Annotated in this window: 21 protein-coding genes and 1 riboswitch; of the genes, 17 read left to right on the forward strand and 4 right to left on the reverse strand. The window is 66.8% G+C overall.

Features of this window, described 5'->3' with window-relative positions; genetic code table 11:
• Positions 1 to 80 precede the first annotated feature (80 nt).
• From FHS74_RS10395 to FHS74_RS10470, 16 genes are all read left to right on the forward strand, one after another.
• Positions 81 to 743, forward strand: coding sequence for a flagellar hook assembly protein FlgD (locus FHS74_RS10395; RefSeq protein WP_184800125.1), 663 nt, complete (start codon positions 81 to 83; stop codon positions 741 to 743).
• Between the two features lie 70 nt (positions 744 to 813).
• On the forward strand, positions 814 to 2,082 hold the full coding sequence (gene flgE / locus FHS74_RS10400) for a flagellar hook protein FlgE (protein WP_184800127.1): 1,269 nt from the start codon (positions 814 to 816) through the stop codon (positions 2,080 to 2,082).
• A gap of 14 nt (positions 2,083 to 2,096) precedes the next feature.
• Positions 2,097 to 2,429 (forward strand): hypothetical protein, encoded by a 333-nt coding sequence (locus FHS74_RS10405; protein WP_184800129.1) that lies wholly within the window; start codon positions 2,097 to 2,099, stop codon positions 2,427 to 2,429.
• Positions 2,426 to 2,953 (forward strand): hypothetical protein, encoded by a 528-nt coding sequence (locus FHS74_RS10410; RefSeq protein ID WP_184800131.1) that lies wholly within the window; start codon positions 2,426 to 2,428, stop codon positions 2,951 to 2,953. The genes FHS74_RS10405 and FHS74_RS10410 overlap by 4 nt, the downstream gene beginning before the upstream one ends.
• Before the next feature lie 13 nt (positions 2,954 to 2,966).
• Positions 2,967 to 4,703, forward strand: a complete 1,737-nt coding sequence (flgK, locus tag FHS74_RS10415; RefSeq protein ID WP_184800133.1) for a flagellar hook-associated protein FlgK — start codon at positions 2,967 to 2,969, stop codon at positions 4,701 to 4,703.
• A gap of 15 nt (positions 4,704 to 4,718) precedes the next feature.
• Complete coding sequence (locus FHS74_RS10420) at positions 4,719 to 5,639, forward strand: flagellin (protein WP_184800135.1); 921 nt, start codon at positions 4,719 to 4,721, stop codon at positions 5,637 to 5,639.
• A 140-nt stretch (positions 5,640 to 5,779) separates the two neighbouring features.
• Positions 5,780 to 6,607 carry a flagellin gene (locus FHS74_RS10425; protein WP_343066901.1) on the forward strand — a complete coding sequence of 276 codons (828 nt, stop codon included), beginning with the start codon at positions 5,780 to 5,782 and terminating at the stop codon, positions 6,605 to 6,607.
• A gap of 81 nt (positions 6,608 to 6,688) precedes the next feature.
• On the forward strand, positions 6,689 to 8,392 hold the full coding sequence (gene fliD, locus FHS74_RS10430; protein ID WP_184800138.1) for a flagellar filament capping protein FliD: 1,704 nt from the start codon (positions 6,689 to 6,691) through the stop codon (positions 8,390 to 8,392).
• Between the two features lie 76 nt (positions 8,393 to 8,468).
• On the forward strand, positions 8,469 to 8,852 hold the full coding sequence (locus FHS74_RS10435; protein ID WP_184800139.1) for a flagellar export chaperone FliS: 384 nt from the start codon (positions 8,469 to 8,471) through the stop codon (positions 8,850 to 8,852).
• Positions 8,853 to 9,145: 293 nt separating this feature from the next.
• Positions 9,146 to 9,823: a sigma-70 family RNA polymerase sigma factor gene (locus FHS74_RS10440; RefSeq protein WP_184800140.1), complete on the forward strand. Its 678-nt coding sequence runs from the start codon at positions 9,146 to 9,148 to the stop codon at positions 9,821 to 9,823.
• A complete protein-coding gene (locus tag FHS74_RS10445) occupies positions 9,813 to 10,220 on the forward strand; it encodes a hypothetical protein (protein WP_184800141.1) in 408 nt (135 codons plus the stop codon). The genes FHS74_RS10440 and FHS74_RS10445 overlap by 11 nt, the downstream gene beginning before the upstream one ends.
• A gap of 375 nt (positions 10,221 to 10,595) precedes the next feature.
• Positions 10,596 to 11,936 carry a Xaa-Pro dipeptidase gene (locus tag FHS74_RS10450; protein WP_246463044.1) on the forward strand — a complete coding sequence of 447 codons (1,341 nt, stop codon included), beginning with the start codon at positions 10,596 to 10,598 and terminating at the stop codon, positions 11,934 to 11,936.
• 222 nt (positions 11,937 to 12,158) lie between these two features.
• Positions 12,159 to 12,596, forward strand: coding sequence for a protein tyrosine phosphatase family protein (locus tag FHS74_RS10455; protein ID WP_211106218.1), 438 nt, complete (start codon positions 12,159 to 12,161; stop codon positions 12,594 to 12,596).
• A gap of 39 nt (positions 12,597 to 12,635) precedes the next feature.
• Positions 12,636 to 12,944 (forward strand): hypothetical protein, encoded by a 309-nt coding sequence (locus FHS74_RS10460; protein ID WP_184800142.1) that lies wholly within the window; start codon positions 12,636 to 12,638, stop codon positions 12,942 to 12,944.
• A gap of 5 nt (positions 12,945 to 12,949) precedes the next feature.
• On the forward strand, positions 12,950 to 14,326 hold the full coding sequence (locus FHS74_RS10465; protein WP_184800144.1) for a lysozyme inhibitor LprI family protein: 1,377 nt from the start codon (positions 12,950 to 12,952) through the stop codon (positions 14,324 to 14,326).
• Between the two features lie 83 nt (positions 14,327 to 14,409).
• Positions 14,410 to 15,780 carry a lysozyme inhibitor LprI family protein gene (locus FHS74_RS10470; RefSeq protein WP_184800146.1) on the forward strand — a complete coding sequence of 457 codons (1,371 nt, stop codon included), beginning with the start codon at positions 14,410 to 14,412 and terminating at the stop codon, positions 15,778 to 15,780.
• Positions 15,781 to 16,124: 344 nt separating this feature from the next.
• On the opposite strand, the gene FHS74_RS10475 is transcribed toward FHS74_RS10470, so the two are convergent.
• The 3 genes from FHS74_RS10475 to FHS74_RS10485 are packed head-to-tail and all read right to left on the reverse strand — an operon-like array spanning position 16,125 to position 18,311.
• On the reverse strand, positions 16,125 to 16,850 hold the full coding sequence (locus FHS74_RS10475) for a hypothetical protein (protein ID WP_184800148.1): 726 nt from the start codon (positions 16,848 to 16,850) through the stop codon (positions 16,125 to 16,127).
• A gap of 35 nt (positions 16,851 to 16,885) precedes the next feature.
• Positions 16,886 to 17,569, reverse strand: a complete 684-nt coding sequence (locus tag FHS74_RS10480; RefSeq protein WP_184800149.1) for a hypothetical protein — start codon at positions 17,567 to 17,569, stop codon at positions 16,886 to 16,888.
• 16 nt (positions 17,570 to 17,585) lie between these two features.
• Positions 17,586 to 18,311 carry a hypothetical protein gene (locus FHS74_RS10485; protein ID WP_184800151.1) on the reverse strand — a complete coding sequence of 242 codons (726 nt, stop codon included), beginning with the start codon at positions 18,309 to 18,311 and terminating at the stop codon, positions 17,586 to 17,588.
• A 162-nt stretch (positions 18,312 to 18,473) separates the two neighbouring features.
• A riboswitch (TPP riboswitch) is annotated at positions 18,474 to 18,584 on the forward strand.
• A 170-nt stretch (positions 18,585 to 18,754) separates the two neighbouring features.
• Here FHS74_RS10485 and thiC point away from each other — a divergent pair.
• Complete coding sequence (gene thiC / locus FHS74_RS10490) at positions 18,755 to 20,635, forward strand: phosphomethylpyrimidine synthase ThiC (protein ID WP_246463045.1); 1,881 nt, start codon at positions 18,755 to 18,757, stop codon at positions 20,633 to 20,635.
• Between the two features lie 24 nt (positions 20,636 to 20,659).
• On the opposite strand, the gene FHS74_RS10495 is transcribed toward thiC, so the two are convergent.
• Positions 20,660 to 21,373, reverse strand: a complete 714-nt coding sequence (locus FHS74_RS10495; RefSeq protein WP_184800153.1) for a TetR/AcrR family transcriptional regulator — start codon at positions 21,371 to 21,373, stop codon at positions 20,660 to 20,662.
• Positions 21,374 to 21,397 lie beyond the last annotated feature (24 nt).

The raw sequence follows: 21,397 nt of genomic DNA on the forward strand, positions 1-21,397 counted from the left end.
TTGAACCGATCGAAAGCCAATTCCAGGCCGGGCTCCCATTCCAGGGATCCTGCGGGCCGCCGGAGGATGGGGGTCGGATCATGACGTCGGTCAGCAGCACCAGTTCCAGCACCAGCACAACGACGAGCACCACCTCGTCCTCGTCGTCCTCCAGCATCCTGGGCGATTTCAACTCCATGATGACGTTGCTGCTGAAGGAACTGGAAACCCAGGACCCCACCAGCCCGATGGACACCAGCACCTTCACGACGCAGCTGGTGCAGATGTCCAGCCTGCAGGCGCAGGAGGCGACCAACACCTACCTGGACGGCATCAGCAGCTCGCTCAGCAGCTTCACCAGCAGCTATCCGGCCTACAGCTACCTGGGTCAGACCGTGTCCACCGACAGCGATGAGGCCCCGATGCAGGACGGCTCCGCCATGTGGAGCTACAGCCTGTCGTCGGCGGCCGACAGCGTCAGCTACACGGTGAGCGATAGCGACGGCAACGTCGTCTACACCGGATCGGGCACCACCACCGCCGGCACCAACTACATCACCTGGAACGGCACCGAGACGGATGGCAGCACCGCCACCTCCGGCACCTACACCCTGTCCATCACCGCGACCACCGACAGCGCCGCTTCCTCCGTCACCGCCTACGGCGTGGGCAAGGTGACGGGCGTCGACACCTCCACCGGCACCGCCAAGCTGACGCTGGGGAGCTATGAGATCGACATGGACGAAGTGACGTCAATCCTCTGATTTCAAACAGATTTTGAGGTGGCGGCCTCACCCCGGAAACCGCCGTTTCTGATCCCAAGGAACCACGGCCATGAGCATCTTCAGCGCCCTGAACACCGCCACCTCGGCCCTGTACGCCCAGTCCAAGGCGTTCACGTCCATCTCCAGCAACATCTCCAACTCGTCCAGCACCGGCTACAAGGCGACCGACACGTCCTTCACCGCCTTGCTGACCGACAGCCAGTCCAGCTCGGCCGACTATGGCGGCGTCACGGCGAGCACCGTGCAGACCGTGTCCAGCCAGGGCGACATCACCTCGAGCTCCACCACCACCAACCTGGCGTTGGATGGCAACGGCATGTTCGTGGTGAACGACGGCACCAGCACCTCGTCCTACTACACCCGCGATGGCAGCTTCAGCGAAGACGACAACGGCAACCTGGTCAATTCCGAGGGCTACTACCTGGAAGGGTGGGCCACGGACGACAGCGGCAACATCCTGGCGACCAACCGCAGCGACACCGCCAGCCTGGAAAAGATCAACCTCAACGACATCACCGGCTCGCCCAACGCGACGACCAAGGTGACAACCTCCATGAACCTGCCCTCGGACGCCGCGGTGGGCGACAGCTACACCACGGATACCGAGGTCTATGACAGCCTGGGCAACAGCAGCACCGTCACCCTGAGCTGGACCAAGACGGGCACCAACAGCTGGGAACTGGATGCCAGCAACCCCGTGTCCGCCACCGACGGCTCCACCGTCACCGGCACCAGCAGCGGCACGCCCGTCACCCTGACCTTCAACAGCGACGGCAGCCTGGCCTCGCCCACCACCGACATTACGCTGGGGATCACGGGCTGGAGCAGTGGCGCCACCGACAGCAGCATCACGCTGGACTATGGCGAGAACAGCGGCAGCGGATCGATCACCCAATACGCCAGCGGCTCCACCACCGCCGGCGTGACCGTCACCAGCACCAAGCAGGACGGCTACGCCAAGGGCACGCTCAGCAGCGTCGACATCAATACGGATGGCAGCGTCGTCGCCAACTTCGACAACGGGCAGTCCAAGACGGTCTACAAGATCCCCGTGGCCACCTTCGCCAACGAGGACGGTCTGACCGCCGTCTCCGGCCAGACCTACGCCCAGTCCACGGCGTCCGGCTCCTACACCCTCAAGGAAGCGGGCAGCGACGGCGCCGGCACCATCGAGTCAAGCTCGCTGGAAAGCTCCAACGTCGACACGTCTGACGAGCTGAGCCGGATGATCTACGCCCAGCAGGCCTATTCGGCCGCGGCCAAGGTCGTGTCCACGGCGCAAGACATGATGGACACCCTGTTGCAGGCCAAGCGGTAAGGGAGGGCCAGGCCATGACGCACCATCCCTCTTCCGCATCACCGAACGACGGCTCTTCCATCTTCGATCCCGTCCGGCTGGATCGCCTGCTACGCGAGGGCAAGCGCCTGAACGCGGCCGTCCGCTCCGCGCTGACCCCCGGCGTGCGGGTCGGCGGCGGCATCCGCCGGGCCGCCCAGCTGGCGCTGATCGACGACCTGACCCGATACCAGGAGCGGCTGGAGCGGGCACTGGACGAGTTGCGCCCCCTGATCCAGGTGCAGCAGCAACGCGCCAGGGCGCTGACCCTCTACTCCCGGGCCCTCAGCAACGCCTACCTGCCCTCCTACCGCCGGGGAACGCGATGACCCGCTTTCTTTCCCGTCTGTTCAGCGCGCAGCAAGCCGCCCCGGCCATCGCCGCGCCGGCACCCGAACCCGCCGCCACCGCCGCCGCCGTGCCGGCCCTGCCGCCGCCGCCACCGGGCGGCACCCAGTTCCCGCCGGCCATGCTGGAAGCCTTCGCCGCCTTCCAGGCCGCCGCCAGCCTCGGCGAAGCGACGCTGGAGCGGCGCCGGGCCATGTACAACGCGCTGAAGCACCTGCGTGAGGCGGAGGCGCTGCTGCGCGTCACGCTGCACCAGGTCCCCGTCCAGGGGCGCGCCGCCACCGCCAGCCATTGGGCGCCGCAGCTGCAGGGCCTGATGGCCGAGATGGCGGCGGTGCAGACCCGCATGGCGGCCGAACTGAAGGGCCGCAAATCCCGCCTGCAAGGCCTGCTGCATGTGACGCGGGAACGCACCCAGGACGTCCGCGGCTACTACCCCGCACGCGGCCGGCAGATCCGCCTGGACACCGTCCAGGCGCGCCACTGCGTCCAGTTCACCGCGTGAAGGAAGCCGTCCCATGTCGCTCCGCACCGCTGGTTCCATCGCCCAGTCCGCCCTGACGGCAACGCAGACGGCCATCACCGTCACCAGCGCCAACACGGCCAACGCCAACACCGACGGCTACACCAAGAAGACGGCCAACCAATCCGCCGTCACCGTCAACGGCCAGACGTCGGGCGTGAGCGTCAGCAGCGTGACGCGCGACGTGGACGAATATTTGTTGCGCCAGGTGGTCTCCTCCACCTCGTCCAACAGCCAGGCCAGCGTGCTCAGCAGCTATTTGTCCGACGTGGATTCGGCCTATGGCACCGTGTCCGGCAGCGACTCCATCGCCGACGTCATCAACACGGTGACCAGCGACCTGTCCACACTGGCGTCGGGCGGCGGCACGGACACGGACAAGAGCGCCACGGTGACGGCGCTGCAGGACATGGCGACCACCCTCAGCCAGGCCTCCAGCACGGTGCAGGGCCTGCGCGCCCAGGCCGACAGCGACATCGCCACCGACGTGGATTCGGCCAACACGGCCATCACCACCATCGCCTCCCTGAACAAGCAGATCGTGGCCGCGAAGGCCGCCGGCCAGTCCACCGCCGACCTTGAGGACGAACGCGACACCCAGCTGAAGACCCTGTCCAGCTATCTGGGCGTCAGCTACACGGTGGACAGCACGGGCGCCATGCAGGTGTCGACAACCTCCGGCCAGGTGCTGGTGGGCAGCACCGCGCACACCCTGAGCTACACCGCCGCCAGCAGCGTCACCGCCGACACGACATACCCCACGGGCTTCAGCGCCATCAGCGTGGACGGCACCGACATCACCAGCAGTGTCAAGACCGGCGCCATCGGCGCCCTGGTCACGCTACGCGACGACACCCTGGTGGACCAGCAAAGCCGGCTGGACAACCTGGCCAGCACCGTCATCACCACGGTCAACACCATTTCCAACCAGGGGACCAGCTATCCGGCCGCCACCTCGCTGACCGGCACGGCCACCGTCAGCGCCAGCGACAGCCTGTCGGGCACCGGCACCCTGCGACTGGCGGCGGTGGACAGCAACGACGACACCGCCGCGGTGCTGGACATCGACCTCAGCGGCGTGTCCACGGTGCAGGACCTGCTGGACACCATCAACGCCAGCGGCAACTTCACCGCCAGCATCGACAGCAGCGGCCACCTGACCATCGCCGCCGCCGACAGCAGCGACGGCATCGCCGTGAACGAGATGGACAGCAGCGTCGGTTCCGACGGCGAGGGCGCCTCGCTGTATTTCGGCCTGAACGACGTGCTGACCGGCACCGGCGCCAGCGACATCGCCGTCAACAGCTCGCTGGCCGCCGACAGTTCGCTGCTGCCCACCGGCACCCTGTCGGACAGCAGCGACCTGGCCGTGGGCGACACGGCCATCACCTCCGGCGACGTCAGCATCATCAGCGCGATGGAAAGCGCCTTCACCACCACCCAGAGCTTCAGCAGCGCCGGCGGCCTGGCCAAGGCCACCACCACCCTGTCGGGCTACGCCTCCACCATCATCAGCAGCGCCGCCAACGCCGCCTCCACCGCGTCGACCAAGGCCGACACCGCCAGTTCCACCCTGGACGACGCCACCACGGCGCTGAGTTCCCAGTCCGGCGTCAGCCTGGATGAGGAGACGGCGATGGTCTCCACGCTGGAGCAGGCCTACCAGGCGGCCGCCAAGATCATGTCGACCCTCCAGGAAATGTTCACCGCCACCATCGAGATGGTCAACTAAGGGAGGGGTCCGCCGATGAACCGGATATCGACCAGCGGCGCCCACAACGCCCTTGTCCAGTACATGCTGAAGAACGAATCCGCGCTGAACAGCGCTCAGGTGCAGGAATCCACCAGCACCAAGTCCACGACCTACGCGGGCCTGGCCAGCACCGGGCTGGATGGCAACGTCAAGCTGCTGGTGAACCTGGAGAGTGAGGTCAGCTATTCCAGCACGCTGATCGCCAACGCGGATGCCGCCGTGACCAAGATCGATGCCATCGCGTCCGACATCACCAGCATCTCCGACATCGCCACCAGCCTGAAGACCGCCATCAGCGAGGCCATGTCCACCGACGAGACCAGCCGCAGCACCTATCAGGAGGAGGCGTCGGGCTGGCTGTCCGACGTCGCCTCCATCCTCAACGACACTTATGGCGGGCAATACATCTTCGGCGGCAGCGACACGACGCACGCGCCCGTCTCGGTCGACAGCGCCACCTACGGCGCCCTGACGTCCAGCAGCGATGCCGACACCAGCTACTACAGCGGCAACGACACCCTGGCCTCGGTACGCGTCTCCAGCAGCCAGACCATCAGCTATGGCGTCACCGCCGACGACCCCTCCATCGAGAAGCTGATGCGGGCCCTGAACATGATCAGCAACACCACCCCGCTGGACGACGACACCCTGACCAGCGCCCTGGATCTGGTCAACACCGCCTCCAGCGGCTTAAGCGACATTGGCCAAACATTATCGGACACCTCATCGAGAATACAGACAGCATCCAGCCACCTTTCAGACATAAACTCCTTCGCCAGCGATCAAAGTAGCGACATAAAGAGCGTCGACTTGGCGGAAGTCTCAACAACCGTCTCGACGTTACAGACGTCTTTAGAGGCGACGATGCAGGCGATTGCCGCGTCGCAGAAAATGAGCCTCGTGAACTACCTGTAGGCGCCCAAAGTTTTTCGCAAATTAGCGAAAAAAACGCGCCCGCTTTCATCTGACCTGCCGTTGAACCGTGTGAGGGGGAGTACGGCCCGGCCGCAAAAGGCGGCAGCCCCAAGAACCTCTCGCCAACCACATGGAGGTCCATGATGCCTGTAGTCACCACCAACACAGCGGCGAACTCCGCCCTGCGTTACCTGAACAGCAATTCCGAGGCGGAATCGTCCTCGGTTTCCAAGATCGCGTCTGGTTCCCGCATCACCAAGGCGTCGGACGACGCCGCCGGCTTGGCGGTCGGCACCAAGATCCAGTCCGACGTCACCATGCTGAACCAGGCGTCGACCAACGCCTCGAACGGCGAATCCATCCTGCAGGCGGCTGACGGTGGCATGGCGCGCATCAGCGACATCCTGCAGCGCATGGAATCGCTGGCCACCGAATCCGTCTCGGGCACCGTGACGGATACGGAGCGCGGCTACATCGATGCCGAATACCAGCAGTTGACGGACGAAGTGGACAGCATCTCCACCGGCACCCGTTTCAACAGTCAGAGCCTGCTGGACGGCACCGGTTCCTGGTCCTCCGGCGTCACCTTCCTGGTGGGCACGGCGACGACGGACACGATCACCATCACGCTGACCACGGTGGACAGCAGTTCCCTGGGCCTGACCGGTTCCAGCGTCTCGACCTCCGATGGGGCCACGTCGGCCATCACCACCATCAAGTCGGCGATCAGCGCCCTGTCCACCGCCCGCGCCAAGGTGGGTGCCCAGATCTCCCGCTTCGAATACCAGGGCGAGATGATCTCCACCTCCATCGAGAACCAGGAATCGGCGCAATCCGCCATCATGGACGTGGACGTGGCGTCGGAACAGACCAAGCTGTCGAACGAGGACACCCTGGTCCAGGCCGGCATCAACGCCCTGGCCAAGGCCAACCAGCTGCCCTCCGAACTGCTGAAGCTGTTGCAGTGAGGACTGAACGGGGGCGCCCTCAGCGGGCGCCCCCAGTTTTCATGGAGAGGGTAGGGTCAAGGGGCGAACGGGGTTCCAGCCATGGCGGTGTCAACAATATCCAGCAGCACAACCAGTTCGACGTCCAGCACGTCGGGCTCCACGTCTTCCGTCACCGGCCTGGACTATTCCGCCCTGGTGGCCAGCGCCGTGGCGGCCAAGGAGACGCGGGCCGACACCATCGACAGCGAGGTCTCGGACAACGAGACCAAAATCTCGGCCTATGAGGATTTCCAGACGCTGCTGAACACGCTGGCGTCGGCGGCGGAGGCGCTGTCCAACCCCGTCGACAGTTCCAGCACCAACCTGTTCTCCGAACGCACCGCGTATCTGTCGGGGGGGAGTTCCAGCGTCTCCGCCTCCGACATGCTGGGCGTGTCGGTGGACGACGGCACCGCGACCGGCACCCACACCATCGTCATCAAGCAGCTGGCCACGGCGGAAAAGCTGGGCAGCACCACCCAGACCAGCCAGACGGGCGCCTTGAACCTGTCCGGCACCTTCTCGCTGGGGCTGGCAGACGGGTCCACCGCCACCATCAGCGTCAGCAGCACCGACAGCCTGAAAGACATCGCCAGCGCCATCAACAAGCAGAGCGACAGCACCAACGTTTCCGCCAGCATCATCCAGGTGTCGGACAGCGCCTATGAACTGGTGCTGACAGCGACCGACACCGGCAAGGCCATTGAGTTCAGCAACGACAGCAGCGGCATCCTGAGCTCGCTGGGCGTCACCAACGCCGACGGCAGCTATGCCGACGAACTGACGGCGGCGCAGGGGTCGGAGATCGAGGTCGACGGCATCGACATCCAGCGCAGCAGCAACGTCATCAGCGATGTGCTATCGGGCGTGACGCTGGACCTTTATTCCAGCGACTACGACAGCTCCACCGACGTCGGCTCCACCATCACCATGGAACTGACGGCAAACCTGAGCGCCATCAAGAGCGGCATTTCCACCTTCGTCACGGCCTACAACGCCGTCCGCAACTTCATCTCCACCCAGCAGGCCACCGGCACCGACGGTGGCCCGGCCAGTTCGGCCGTGCTGTTCGCCGACAGCCAGGTGCGGTCCATCTCCACCGCGCTGCAGAACTCCCTGAACCTGACGGACGGCACCTTTTCCATCTCCTCGCTGGGGATTTCATTCAACAGCGACAACACGCTGGCCATCGACAGCACGACGCTGGACAGCGCGCTCAGCGACAACCTCGACGATCTGGAGACCCTGTTGGGCTTCAACTACTCCAGTAGTTCCACGGAACTGACCATGCTCCGCTCGCCCGACAGCACCGCCAGCCTGTCCTTCAATCTGGACATCACCATGAACGACGACGGCTCCATCGCTTCCGCCGGCGTGGGCGGCGACACATCGCTGTTCACCATCAGCGGCACCCGCATCATCGGCAAGGATGGCACGGCATATGCAGGAATGACGCTGGTTTATTTGGGCTCGCAGAGCCTGACGGCCAGCGTCAGCACCAGCAGCGGGCTGGCCGACCAGATCTACAATACCTCGGACAATGCGGGGGATAAGGACAGCGGAACCCTACAGACCTTGATCGACAATCTGACGGACTACGACACGGACCTGACCACCAAGGCGGACGACATCCGCAGCCGCGCCGAGGCCTATGGCACCCAGCTAACGACCTACTACGCCAAGCTGGAGGCCCAGGCGCAGACCGCGGCGAACTTGCTGAAGACCCTCAAGGCGTATTCCAGCTCCAGCAGCAGCAGCAGTTGATGCCGGCCCGTTCCGCCGGCGCCGGCCGGGGGGACACCCGCATTTTCCCATCCCTCCTCCAAAGTGAAAGACGGCCATGAACCATTCCGCGTTCCAGCGCGCCTCCAGCGCCTACGGATCGGCCAAACAGACCCTGCCCCCCCACAAGGTGGTGGAGGCGCTTCAGGACCGGGCGCTGCAGCTGTGCATGTCGGCCGAACGCCACGCCCGGGACGGGCAGTTCGACCGTTTCCATGCCGACATCGTGCACGCGATCAAGATCTACACAGGGTTGCAGGTAGTGATGACCAACACCGTCGGCGGCGCCGCCGGCAAGGCGCTAAGCCAGCTTTACGCCGCCTTCATCCTGGCGCTGGGCAGGGCGGCCGGGGGACGCGATGTCCCCAGCCGGGTGCGGCGCATCCAGGAGCGCCTGGCGCTACACCGGCGGTTGTGGGCCAAAGCGCCGAAGGCGGAGTGATGACGGCGGCATGCCGTTTTCAGGAACGACCGACGGCTTTTGCCCCGTTTAATCTTGGTAATCCGGGGGTCTGCGGGGGACGCGGGACCACCGGGAGGGGGCCTGAAGAAGGATTGGGGCCATCTTCAGGGACGGAGCGGATCGATGAATTCCCCGGCGGCGAAAGCCGCCTGGACAGATACTGGGGCGGCGAAAGCCGCCCGGATAAACACCGGGGCGGCGGACCGCCCAGGGGAAACCCGGAAGAGGCGGCAGGCCGACCCCGGGGGTAAGAAAAAGAGGTGGCGGTGACGATGACGAGCTCCCCTTATTCGCGCGGCCGGCCGGCCGGCGCGATCCTGGACGCGGGCGGTGTGACGCTGGCGACCCCCGTGCTGGCCCCTGTGCTGGATGCGACCGACCTGGCCAACGCCACGGACGAGATGCTGATGGCCCTGCTGAAAACCGGCAACGTCGACGCGTACCGCCTGCTGATCCGCCGCTATTTCCGCCGCCTCTACGCCGTCGCCCGCCGCATCCTGCCCAACGACAGCGATGCCGAGGACGTGGTGCAGGACGCCTTCCTGCAGGTATGGAACCATCGCGAGACCTGGCAGCCCGTCAGTGCCAAGTTCACCACCTGGATCCATCGCATCGTCATCAACCGCTGTATCGATTACCGCCGCCGGCCAGCGGAAAACAGCCTGGAGTTAACCGAAGACATCCTGGACGACAGTCAAAGCTTCGATGAAATCGTCCTGGAAAAGGAATTAGCCACAGTTTTGCGGACAGCCCGGCAACGACTTCCGGCTAGTCAGCAGGTGGCGCTCGCCCTATATTACGATCAATCGATGTCCGCGGCCGAAGTGGCGGCGGCCATGAACACCACCGTGGTGGCGGCGGAAGCCTTGCTGAAGCGCGCGCGTCAGCGCCTTCGCTCCGCCTTCCGCAAAACGGCCATACGGTCCCGGGATGCTTTTGATGACGCCTGAGGAACTCGACGACCTGCTGTGCCAATTCGGGGCCCAGCTCCGCGCTTGGCCGGTCGAGCATCAGCGGGGCGTCACGGCGTTGCTGCTGTCCTCCCATGATGCCCGGTCCCGCGTGCGCGAGATGCGGCGCCTGGAACGCCTGATCGCCGCGGACGCGCCGGACGCGGAACCGCCCCCCGGCATGCTGGAGCGGATGGAACGTAACCTGGTCGCCGCGGCGCTCAAGGATTGGCAGCCACCGACAGCCGCCGCCCTGGGGGCGTCCGCGTCGGTTTTTTTTGGGCCTTCCGGGACGACACCCGCCCAGCCGCCATCATCCGCCGCCGCCAACAGCGACACGGAGCAGACCCCGCCCGCCCGCGGGCGGCGACAGGCCCCCGAACCCCACCGCGACTGACCCCTGGCACGCCCCGGGACACCGTGCGCCCGGCCCTCTCGCCACTGGCCGGTCGGTGGATGCCCCGCGCGCCCGGGAAGCCCACTGGCATCCGGACGGATATGGAACCCCAATTTGGGAGGAAGAGGAGGAGCCCGCGCCTTTGCGCCAGGCTTTGACGAGTGGCCGCTTTGTACGCCACACCCCTTGCACGCACGACGGAACCTATCCCGTCGGTCCTTTCTAACATTTTTTTAATGGTCTGGCGGACGCGGGACTCCGGCGTGCCCCCCAGCCCCCCATGGCGTCGCTGGCACGATTGTCACGTTGACGCCAAGACGCGGCGTCGGCACCTTCCGGCCAACGCCTTAGCGGCACCGAATGGGGATTCACACCATGCCCAACCGCACGCCCGTGCCACCCACCACCTTCTCCCGCCGCCGGTTGGCCGGGGTGGCCCGGGGCGCCCTGATGATGGGTGCCCTGCTCGCCGCCGCGATGGCGGCGACGTCCGCGCGGGCGGAGACGGTGCTGGTGACGGCCGACCATCTGGTGGACGTGCTGGCCGGCAAGGTGGTGGAGCATCCCGCCGCGCTGATCGTCGATGGCCGCATCACGGCGGTGGGCGCGCAGGGGGCGGTGGCGGCCCCGGCGGACGCCCGCACGGTGGCGTTGCCCGGCTTGACCCTGCTGCCCGGCCTGATCGACATGCACACCCACCTGACCAGCCAGCCGACCTGGAACGGCTATGAGTCGCTGGGCGTCAGCGTGGCGGACAAGGCCATCGCCGGCGTCGCCAACGCCAAGCTGACCCTGATGGCCGGCTTCACCGCCGTGCGCAACGTGGGCGCCGACGGCTTCACCGACGTGGCCCTGCGCAACGCCATCGACAGCGGCCTGGTGCCCGGGCCGCGCATGAAGGTCTCCGGCCCCCTGCTGGGCGCCACCGGCGGCCATTGCGACGAGAATCTGCTGCCCGCCGACTATGGCCGCGTGGGCGAGGGCGTGGCCGACAGCCCCTGGGGCATGGTGCAGAAGGTGCGCTGGGTGAAGAAGTTCGGCGCCGACTTGGTGAAGGTCTGCGCCACCGGCGGCGTGCTGTCCAAGGGCGACAGCCCCGGCGCCCAGCAACTGACGCAGGAGGAACTGGACGCCATCGCCAAGGAGGCCCACGCGCTGGGCATGAAGGTGGCCGCCCACGCCCACGGTACGGAGGGCATCAAGGCCTCGATCCGCGCCGGCATCGACACCATCGAACATGCCAGCCTGATCGACGACGAGGGCATCGAGATGGCCAAGAAGCGCGGCACCTGGCTGGGCATGGACATCTATGACGACGACTACATCCTGCAAGAGGGCGCCAAGGCCGGCATGCTGCCCGAAAGCCTGGAGAAGGAGCGCAAGATCGGCCTGTTGCAGCGGCAGAATTTCACCAAGGCGGTCAAGGCCGGCGCCAAGATGATCTTCAGCACCGACGCCGGGGTCTACCCCCATGGCGACAACGGCAAGCAGTTCGCCAAGATGGTGCAGTGGGGCATGACGCCGATGGAGGCCATCCGCGCCGCCACCCGCAACGCGGCGGAGGCCATGGGCACGGATCACGACATCGGCGCCGTGGCCGTGGGCCGCTACGGCGACCTGGTGGCGGTGAAGGGCGACCCGCTGGCCGACATCGCCCTGCTGGAACACATCCCCGTCGTCATCAAGGGCGGCGAGATCGTCAAGGACCAACGCTAGTTTTACGCTAAAATCAGGTCGGCGACCGCCGACCCCGGAGCGAGTACCGCAGGGCGCGGCGAGGAAGCCTAGCGGCCGGACGGCCGCGCCCGGCGCTTGAGGGACTAAAAACGCGGACTGGCACCGGGCGGGGGATTGGGGGTAGCTTCTCCCTCGACTTCCCCGGCCGCCTCTCCGCTGGCCGCTTCCCCGTTGCCCGTTCCATAACCGGAGCCACCGCCCATGCTGACCCCCCGCCCCCTGACCGCCACCCTCAGCGTCCACCCACAGATCGAGGAGGCGGACATCGCCCAGGCCAGGGCGCTGGGCTTCCGCACCATCATCAACAACCGCCCCGATGGGGAGGAGCCGGGCCAGCTGACCCACACCCGCGCGGCGGAGCTGGCCAAGGAAGCGGGGCTGGAATACCTGTACCTGCCGGTCAACAACATGAACCTGGGGCCGCAGACCGCCGCCGCCTTCGCGGAAGCCCTGGACAACCTGCCGGGCCCGGTGCTGGCGCACTGCCGCTCCGGCACCCGCTGCACCATCCTGTGGTCGCTGGGTGCCGCGTCCAAGGGCACGCCCGTGGCCGAGATCATCGAGGCCGCCGGCCGCCAGGGCTATGACCTCAGCCCCTATGCCGGCGCGCTGGAGAACCTGGCCCGCGGGCAAGGTTGATCACCCCGCTTAATCGTCAACATTGATCGTCCTATCGACATGACCCGCCGCACCACCCTGGCGCTGGCCGCCCTGCTGGCCGCCGCCCCCGTCGTCGCCACCGCCCTGCCGGCGGCGGCGCAAGGCCCCGCCTGCACCCGCCCCGACCGCCCCAAGCTGCCCCCCGGCAAGAAGACCAAGGGGCCGGAGATGGAGGCGGCGGAGAAGAAGGTGGGCGACTACACCACCAAGATGACCGCCTACCTGAAATGCCTGGACAAGGCCAAGACCGATGCCATGACCGAGCACAAGGGCGTGATCGAGGAATGGAACGGCGTCATCGACGCCTACAAGAAGGCCCCGGGCTGACGCCCTTGCGGTCCCCCTGGTATGGCCTCCTGGCCGCCCTGCCGCTGATCGCCGCCTTGGGCCCTGCCGCTACGGGAACCGGGGCGGTGGCGTCCGAGGTGGACTGCGCCGCCCTGCCCCGGCGGACGGACCGCATGGTCTGCGCCAACCCGGCGCTGCGGGCAGAGGATGCGGAGATCGCGCGCCTGTACAAGCTGGCCGTGGCCAAGGCGGGCGGGCACGCGGCACCGGTGATCGCGGAACAGGCGCGGTGGCTGGCGACGCAGGACCGGCTGTGCGGCGATCTGGCGCCGGCGGATGACGAGCGGGCACGCACCTGCCTGGCCCGCGCCCTGCCCTTGCGCCGGGCGGCCCTGGCCGTGCAAGCCACCAGGCCGGCCCTGCCCCTCTGCGACCGCGTCGCCGCCACCCTGGCGACCGCGCGCGGCCTGGACGGCGGCCCACCCGTGGGCGATCTGGATGAGCAGCTCATCGGCGCCGGCCTGCTGACCCCAGCGCCGGAGCAGGAACTGACCCAAGCCTGGCGCGACCGGCTGCCGCCCGAAGCGACGGCCGACGCCGGCGACCAGATGGCCGTGGTGCCCTTCGGCAGCAGCCATGTGGCGGTGACGGCGCTGGATGATGCCGCCTCCTGCACCAGCTTCAGCGTCCATTGGCTGGACACGGCCGGCAACGGCGGCCCCGCCCTGCCACCGCCCGAGACGCGGCCAGCCGATGGATCATCGGCCCAGGGGGCGGCCTATTGCTGGTCGGAAAGCGCCGGCTTCGGCCTGGACGCCACCGGCGCCCCGGTCTTCTTCGCCCAGGATTCCGGCCCCACCCGGCCCGTCGCCCGCCCCCAACGGACCACCGTCCGCATCCGGCCGGTGCGTCGCGACCGCTGGGGGGCCGCCTGCCGCGTGGAGGCGACCTACCAGACCGAGTTCCGCCTGGGCGACGGCCGCTGCGCCGCCGACGCCGACACCTGCCGGGCCCTGACCGAGGCGGCACCACGCTGGGCCACGGCCCTGGCCGCCAGCCCCTGGTCCACCGGCGCCGACCACCCGCCGGGCCGCCCCGACTATCCCGCCCTGGACGGCCTGACGCCGCACCACGGCCCCTTCGCCCCCACCTTCCTGGCCATCCCCCGCGTGAAAGGCTGGACCTACACCGGCCTGCCTAATTTCGAGGAGGAGGCGCCCCTGCTGGACTGGCGGAGCCCCGAGGGCCCGCTGGTGCTGCGCCTGTCACCCGGCATGCTGAACTGGCAGCCCGGCCCCATGATCCTGGCGGCCTGGCGGCAAGAGGGTTCCACCCTGGTACCCGTGGCGGCCTATGCCCTCAACCAGGTGCGGGTGGGGGTGCCGGCGGTGACCATGGCCCTCGGCCAGGGAAAGCCCTGACGCCTGAGCTCAACGCCCTGTGGCATTGTTGGCAGGAATGTTCAATTCTGGCGCTCCGTCTCCCCCATCGGTTGCCTGCCACCGTGAACCACCTTCCCGCCCTGATCACCGTCGCCCTGCTTCTTTCGGGCACCGCCCAGGCGGTGGCCGCCGGCCCCAGTTTCGACTGCGCGGCGGCGACCAAGCCGGCGGAGAAAGCCATCTGCGCCCACCCGGCATTAGCCGCGCTGGATGCGGATATCGCCGGCCTCTACAAGGACGCGCTCACCAAGGCCGGATCGGGCGCGGAGTCTCTGAAGACCGAGCAGCGACGGTGGCTGCAGGGCCGGGACAGCCTGTTCGTCCAGGATGGGCGGGCCCTGGATGCCAACGCACAGGCCGGCGTGGCCAAGGACACCTTGCCCGATTGGCTGGTCGCTCGCCGGGCAGCCCTGTCGGTGCTGGCTTCCCAGAAGACGCCCCTGCCCATCTGCGAGCGGGCCGCAGCCACCTTCCGCGTCCTGCATAATTTCAGGGGCGGCGTTCCGGACGGCACGCTCAAGGATCGGTTGCGGGTGGCTGGCCTATTCTCCGAGCCAGCACCGGAAAAGCCCTTGCCGGCCGAGCAGGTGGCGCGCATGTCCCGGATGGCCTACCAGCTGCGTGGTGAAACTGCGGATGAAGATGGTCAGGTCGACCCCATCGGCAAGGACTATGCCCTCGTCAGAATCGGCGTCACGGGCGCAATGTCCGCCTCCTGCACCAACTTCGTCGTCTTCCGGCGCACGCCGGATGGCACGGTGCAGGCGCTGCCCCTGCCGGATGGAACGGAGGACAACTTCTGTGACTACGGCCTGCATGAAACCGACTTTGACATGGTCACCCTGGCAGGCGACGCCGCCAACCATCCAGCGCTGGTGATGTGGAGCACCGGAAGCCTGAGCATTCGCCAGGCCCAAGGGGCGCACTGGAGCGACGCCTGCGACATCGACGTCACCTATGCCCAGGATTATTCCCTAACGGTATCCGCCTGCGACGGGGACGGGGCCACCTGCCAGTCCCTGAAGGACCATGCCCTGGAATGGTCTCGCATCTTCGGCGGGCCGGAGCCCGACACCAAAGGGCCTGGCCCTGGCTATCGTTTCCCCGGACTGGAAGACACGGCCATCGAGGTGGATGAGACGGTGATGCACAATCCGGTCCTGAACGCCTTTCCCAGCCTGGAAGGCTGGTCCTATTCCCAGGTGGAAGGTGGCCCCCACTATCTATGGCGCGGACCGAAGGAGACGCTGGTGGTCGGCATCAACGCCCTGTCCACCTCCCACGGCGATCCGCTCCATGACCTCCTGATCAGCGCCTGGCGCCACAAAGGCGAAAAGTGGGTGCCCGCCGCCGCCTTCATCACCAGCCCTGAGGATGTCGGCGCACCAACGGTGAAGGCCACCGTGACACCGGCCGAGGCGGAGAAGCCATGAGGAAGGCGGCAACTCCCATCGACAGATAACTAATCAAGCCGGTGGAGCCCATGTTCTGCCACGCGCCCAGGCTTCGACCCTAGATGCCAGGGACGGCTGGACCGGCAGCACGCCTATCCCAACCCAACCATTCCCCCACCGCCCCATTTTCCCACCCATTGACACCCGTGCCCTCGGGCGCGCACAGCGCGGTCTTCATGCAGAGGTGCGCCGGAAGACGCTGAGAGACGTGAAAACCCTTTGAAACTGATCCGGATCGTATCGGCACAGGGATGGGAACAGGGCCTGATCCTGTTTGGGAGCACACCTACATCCGCTTCGGCGATACCGCGACCACCCAGGTGTCACTTCAGGCCCTCGCCCGTGCGGGCCACCTTCTCATCCGTGTTGCCGTTCCAGATGACCAACCGCACAACGGACCGTGCGGCCGCATCCGGGGATGACAGAAGTTCCTGCACGGAGGCGTTGTCCGCGGCCATCTTGTAGCGCATCTCCAGACGGCGCCCGAATTCCACAATCATGCTGCCAATATAAACGACCTTGCCCTCTTCCACGGTGAAGGTCGGCGTGTCGGCGTTGGCGAAGCTGTCCTTGGAATACTCCCGGGCCACAACATAACCCGTCGGGGTGTAGGTCGATTTCACCCACGGGTAGGTCGCCATGAGGAAGAAGTTCTGATGGGTCTCGGTGCCGTCGTCATAGCCGCTGGCCTCGACCCCGGACAGGGCGTACCGGCCAGGCGGCAGCTGGAACACGCGGACGCCCCCCGTCTCCCGGCAAGGCCGCTCATCCAGGACGGAGCAGATGAACTGCACCTCGAAATGCTCCGTCCCCAGGAACTCCCGGCCATCCTTGGGCGGCAGCAAGGGCGTGACATGAACCAGCATCTGGCCGCTAGTGATCCCCAGGCGGTCCTTGCCATATTGCTGCACCGTCAGTCCCAGGATTACGGTCCCGGTTCCGGCCTTGGCCGAGGGAATATCCGAATGCGGCCGAAGGAAGGTATGGTTCGGCGCGCCCTGGCAAGCGGCGAGGACCAGCAAGCCCAACAGGCCAAAAACTTTTCTCATGTCGCCCCTGACCTTTTGTCCGCTCGTGGTTCCGATCAACGGCCGCCGTTGGCGTAATACAGCTTCGGCAGGTGCGGATCGTTGGTGACCCAAGGCTGGGCGACCATGCGGTCGGCCAAGCCGGTCTTGGCGAGGAACTGCCGCGCCTCCTGTTCATTGCTGGCGCGGTTCAGGGTCATTGCCTCGACCTTGGGGCCATCGCCGGACGGGGTGAGGACGAAGGTCCCGATGTAACTGACCTCTCCCCCACGCACCCGGAACAGCGGCGTGTCCTTACTGATCTGCCCCGCGCTTGGGAAATTGACCTGCCCCATGGACGCGGAGCCGACCGTTGAAATCGAAGAGAAATGGATCAGCGGGTACATCTCGTTGAATCGGGACACGGCGCCCAGGGCATAGGTTCCCGGCGGCAGCCGCATCAGCACATAGCGGACTCCAGGCTGGCAGGGATGAAAGACACCGCCGCAGCTGACCAACGTGCTGATGGGCGATCCCAGGCCCGCGCCGAACCCGAAACCGGCGCCGATTGGGAAAAAGGTCAACCGTTCCTGCAGGCCGCCGGACAGGCCGTCGTTTTCCGTGGCGATCCCCGCAACCACGGCACCCTCCAGCCCTTCCAGCGGCAAGGCCTTTCCCGGTTCCATAAGGCCGTAGCGCGGCGCCGGGGCGCAGGCGCCCACCAGCGCCAAAGCCAAGCTGAACAAGACGGATAAGCGCATGGTCGCCGCCCCCCTCTCAGTAAAGGCCCTTGGTCGTCCAGGCGACCTTCTCGTCCGAGTGACCGCCCCAGATCGGCGCCCGAATGAGGGCCCGCGCCGATACGTCGGGGGATGCCAGCAACTCCGCCACCGCGCTGTTGTCCGCCGCCATCCAATACCGCATTTCATAGGGCTGCGCGAAATCCATGACCATGCTGCCGATATAAGTCACCTTGCCCTCCTCCACCGTGAAGGTTGGGGTATCCCCATTGGCGAGGCTTTCCTTGGAATACTCCCGCCCCACCACCGCCTTATTGGGCGTGTAGATCACCTTGATCCACGGATACGTGGCCATTTCGAAGAAATTGGTGCTTCTGTCCGAATCATTGTTGACACCGAACGCGGCGACGCCGGCGATGGCATAACGGCCCGGCGGAAGCACGAAGACGCGGACTCCGCCAGTGGCCCGGCAAACCTTTTTATCGAAGATCGAGCACAGGAACTGCGCCTCATAATGCTCGGTGCCCAAGAACTCCTTGTCTCCCTGGGGCGGCAACAGGGGGGCGAAGTGCATCAGGACTTCACCGCTACGACTGTTGCCCAACGCCATGCCGAAGTTTTGCGCCGTCAGCCCCAGGACAACGGCCCCCGTGCCAGGCTTGAGGGAGGGCACATCCTTATACGGACGAAGCAACGTATGGTCCGGCCGTGCGGCACACGCCGCCAGAACTACCAACAAAAGAATGGACAAAATCCTGTTCATTATCAGGCGCCCCATATTCCCCATGCGCGCACACTGCCATGCCCTTCGGGCGGTTGCATTACTCATTTCGCAGCCCTGACCGGGCTGTCCGCCCAAACCATTCCCCCACCTCCCCATTTCCCGCCCCATTGACACCGCCGGCCCCGGGCGCGCACAGTGCGGCCTTCGTTCCAGGGGTGCGCCGGAGGGCGCTGAGATCCGCGGGTTGACGCGGGGACCCTTTGAACCTGATCCGGATCGTACCGGCGTAGGGATGGGAACAAGGGCCTTCGCGTATCGCCGTCATTCCGGCACACTCGCGCGCACGCCCTGACGGGACCGCGAAACCGAGCGGTCTTCCTCCCCCCTCCTCCGCCGTTGCCCCGGGTTGGCGACATGCGACGTGCCGCGCGCATCAACGGCCAGAGAGCCGCCGCGCCCGGACCACGGAGGAGCACGACCTGATGCCCGATACGATTAGCCCCACCGGGACCCCCGCCGCCCTTCCGGGTTCTGACGGCTTCGCCGTCACCACCGGCCCCCTGCCCGCCTCGCGCAAGGTGCACGTGGCCGGCACCCTGCATCCCGACATCCGCGTGGCGATGCGCGAGGTCGACCTCTCCCCCAGCGCCAATGAGCCGCCGGTGCGGGTCTACGACCCCTCCGGCCCCTACACCGACCCGGCGATCACCACCGACATCCGCTTAGGGTTGGCGGAATTGCGCCGCGGCTGGATCGAGGCGCGGGGCGATGTGGAGACCTATGAGGGCCGGGCCATCCAGGCGGTGGACAACGGCTTGAGGGAGGGCGAGAGCAGCCCCGTGCCGGTGTTCGACCGCGCCGGCCGCCTGCCGCTCCGCGCCAAGGCAGGCCCAGGGGGTGTCAAGGCCGTCACCCAGCTGGCCTACGCCCGCGCCGGCATCGTGACGCCGGAGATGGAATACGTCGCCATCCGTGAAAACCTGGGCCGCCAGGCGCTGGCGGACCAGCTGGAGCGGGACGGCGAGAGCTTCGGCGCGGCCATCCCGGACTTCGTGACACCGGAGTTCGTGCGGGATGAGGTCGCGCGCGGCCGCGCCATCATCCCCAACAACATCAACCACCCGGAAACGGAGCCGATGGCCATCGGCCGCAACTTCCTGGTCAAGATCAACGCCAACATCGGCAATTCGGCCGTCACCTCCTCCGTCGCCGAGGAGGTGGACAAGCTGGTGTGGTCCATCCGCTGGGGTGCGGACACGGTCATGGACCTGTCGACGGGCCGCAACATCCACACCATCCGCGAATGGATCATCCGCAACAGCCCCGTTCCCATCGGCACCGTGCCGATCTACCAGGCGCTGGAGAAGGTGAACGGCAAGGCCGAGGACCTGACGTGGGAGGTGTTCCGCGACACCCTGATCGAACAGTGCGAGCAGGGCGTGGACTACTTCACCATCCACGCCGGCGTGCGCCTGGCCCACATCCCGCTGACGGCGAAGCGCGTCACCGGCATCGTCTCGCGTGGTGGGTCCATCATGGCCAAGTGGTGCCTGGCGCATCACCAGGAGAATTTCCTCTACACCCGCTTCAATGAGATCTGCGAGATCATGAAGGCCTATGACGTGGCCTTCTCCCTGGGTGACGGCCTGCGCCCGGGCAGCATCGCCGACGCCAACGACGCCGCCCAGTTCGCGGAGTTGAAGACCCTGGGCGAGTTGACCCAGATCGCCTGGAAGCATGACGTGCAGGTGATGATCGAGGGCCCGGGCCACGTGCCCATGCACAAGATCAAGGAGAACATGGACCTGCAGCTGAAGTGGTGCGGCGAGGCGCCGTTCTACACCCTCGGGCCCCTGACCACCGACATCGCCCCCGGCTACGACCACATCACCAGCGCCATCGGCGCGGCGCAAATCGGCTGGTTCGGCACCGCCATGCTCTGCTACGTCACACCCAAGGAGCATCTGGGCCTGCCCGACCGCGACGACGTGAAGGTGGGTGTCGTCACCTACAAGATCGCGGCGCACGCGGCGGATCTGGCCAAGGGCCACCCCGCCGCGCGCCTGCGCGACGACGCCCTGTCCCGCGCCCGGTTCGAGTTCCGCTGGCGCGACCAGTTCAACCTGTCACTGGACCCGGAAACGGCGGAGAAGTTCCACGACCAGACCCTGCCCGCCGACGGCGCCAAGCTGGCGCATTTCTGCAGCATGTGCGGCCCGAAGTTCTGTTCCATGAAGATCAGCCAGGAGGTGCGCGACCTGGCCAATGTGGAGGGCGGCTTCGCGGAAGCGGAAAAGGGCATGGCCGAGATGTCGGAAGTCTTTCTGGCGCAAGGGGCGGAGATTTACCACACACCGTCCTGACGCCTGTTCCACCCCCGCCGGCCTTCACGCCGGCGGGGATTTACCTTTGACCGTCCCGATGCCGGCCAAGATGAGGTCGACGCCGGCCAGGAACTGTTCCCGATCGTCGTGCGCGCCCAGTTGCGGCGCCACCTGGCGCAGAAAGGGATACTGGGCCGGATCCAGCCGCGCCCATCCCCCGGCGATATCCGCCAGGGCGGCAGACCGGTCCGTCCCCGGCGCCTGCAGGCGGGCGTTCGCCGCGTTCTGCGTGGCGGCGCCGAAGATATAGGTCACCAGCGCCGACCAGGCGTTGAACCACGCCGCTTCCGGCACGCCCAGCGCCCACAGCCGACCGCCGATGGCCTCGAAAACGCGCAGCATCGCCGGCTGCCACGGCGCACGGGAAAACTGGGCGCCCACCCAGGGGTGGGCGTCGATGGCGTCGAATATCCCCAGCGCGATGACCCGGATCGCCTCGCGCGGCTCCACCCCATCGCCGCCACCATCGGACATGCTCCCCCCGGACATGGCCCCCCCAGACATGGCCTGGGTGACGACATCGTCCGTGGCCGCCGCCAGCAGGGCGTCCTTGTCGGCGATGTGCCAGTAGATCGCGCCGCTGCCGGTCGCCAGGCGCCGTGCCAACGCCCGGAAGGTCAGCGCGCCTTCGCCCTCCCCATCGAGGATGTCGATGGCGGCCTGGACGATCCTTTCCTTGGAGAGCGCGTCGTTGCGCCGTTCGGTCCTGATGGTCATGCGACCATCTTGACAGGACTGGAA

The sequence above is a fragment of the Nitrospirillum iridis genome (assembly GCF_014205765.1).
Lineage (GTDB): Bacteria > Pseudomonadota > Alphaproteobacteria > Azospirillales > Azospirillaceae > Nitrospirillum > Nitrospirillum iridis.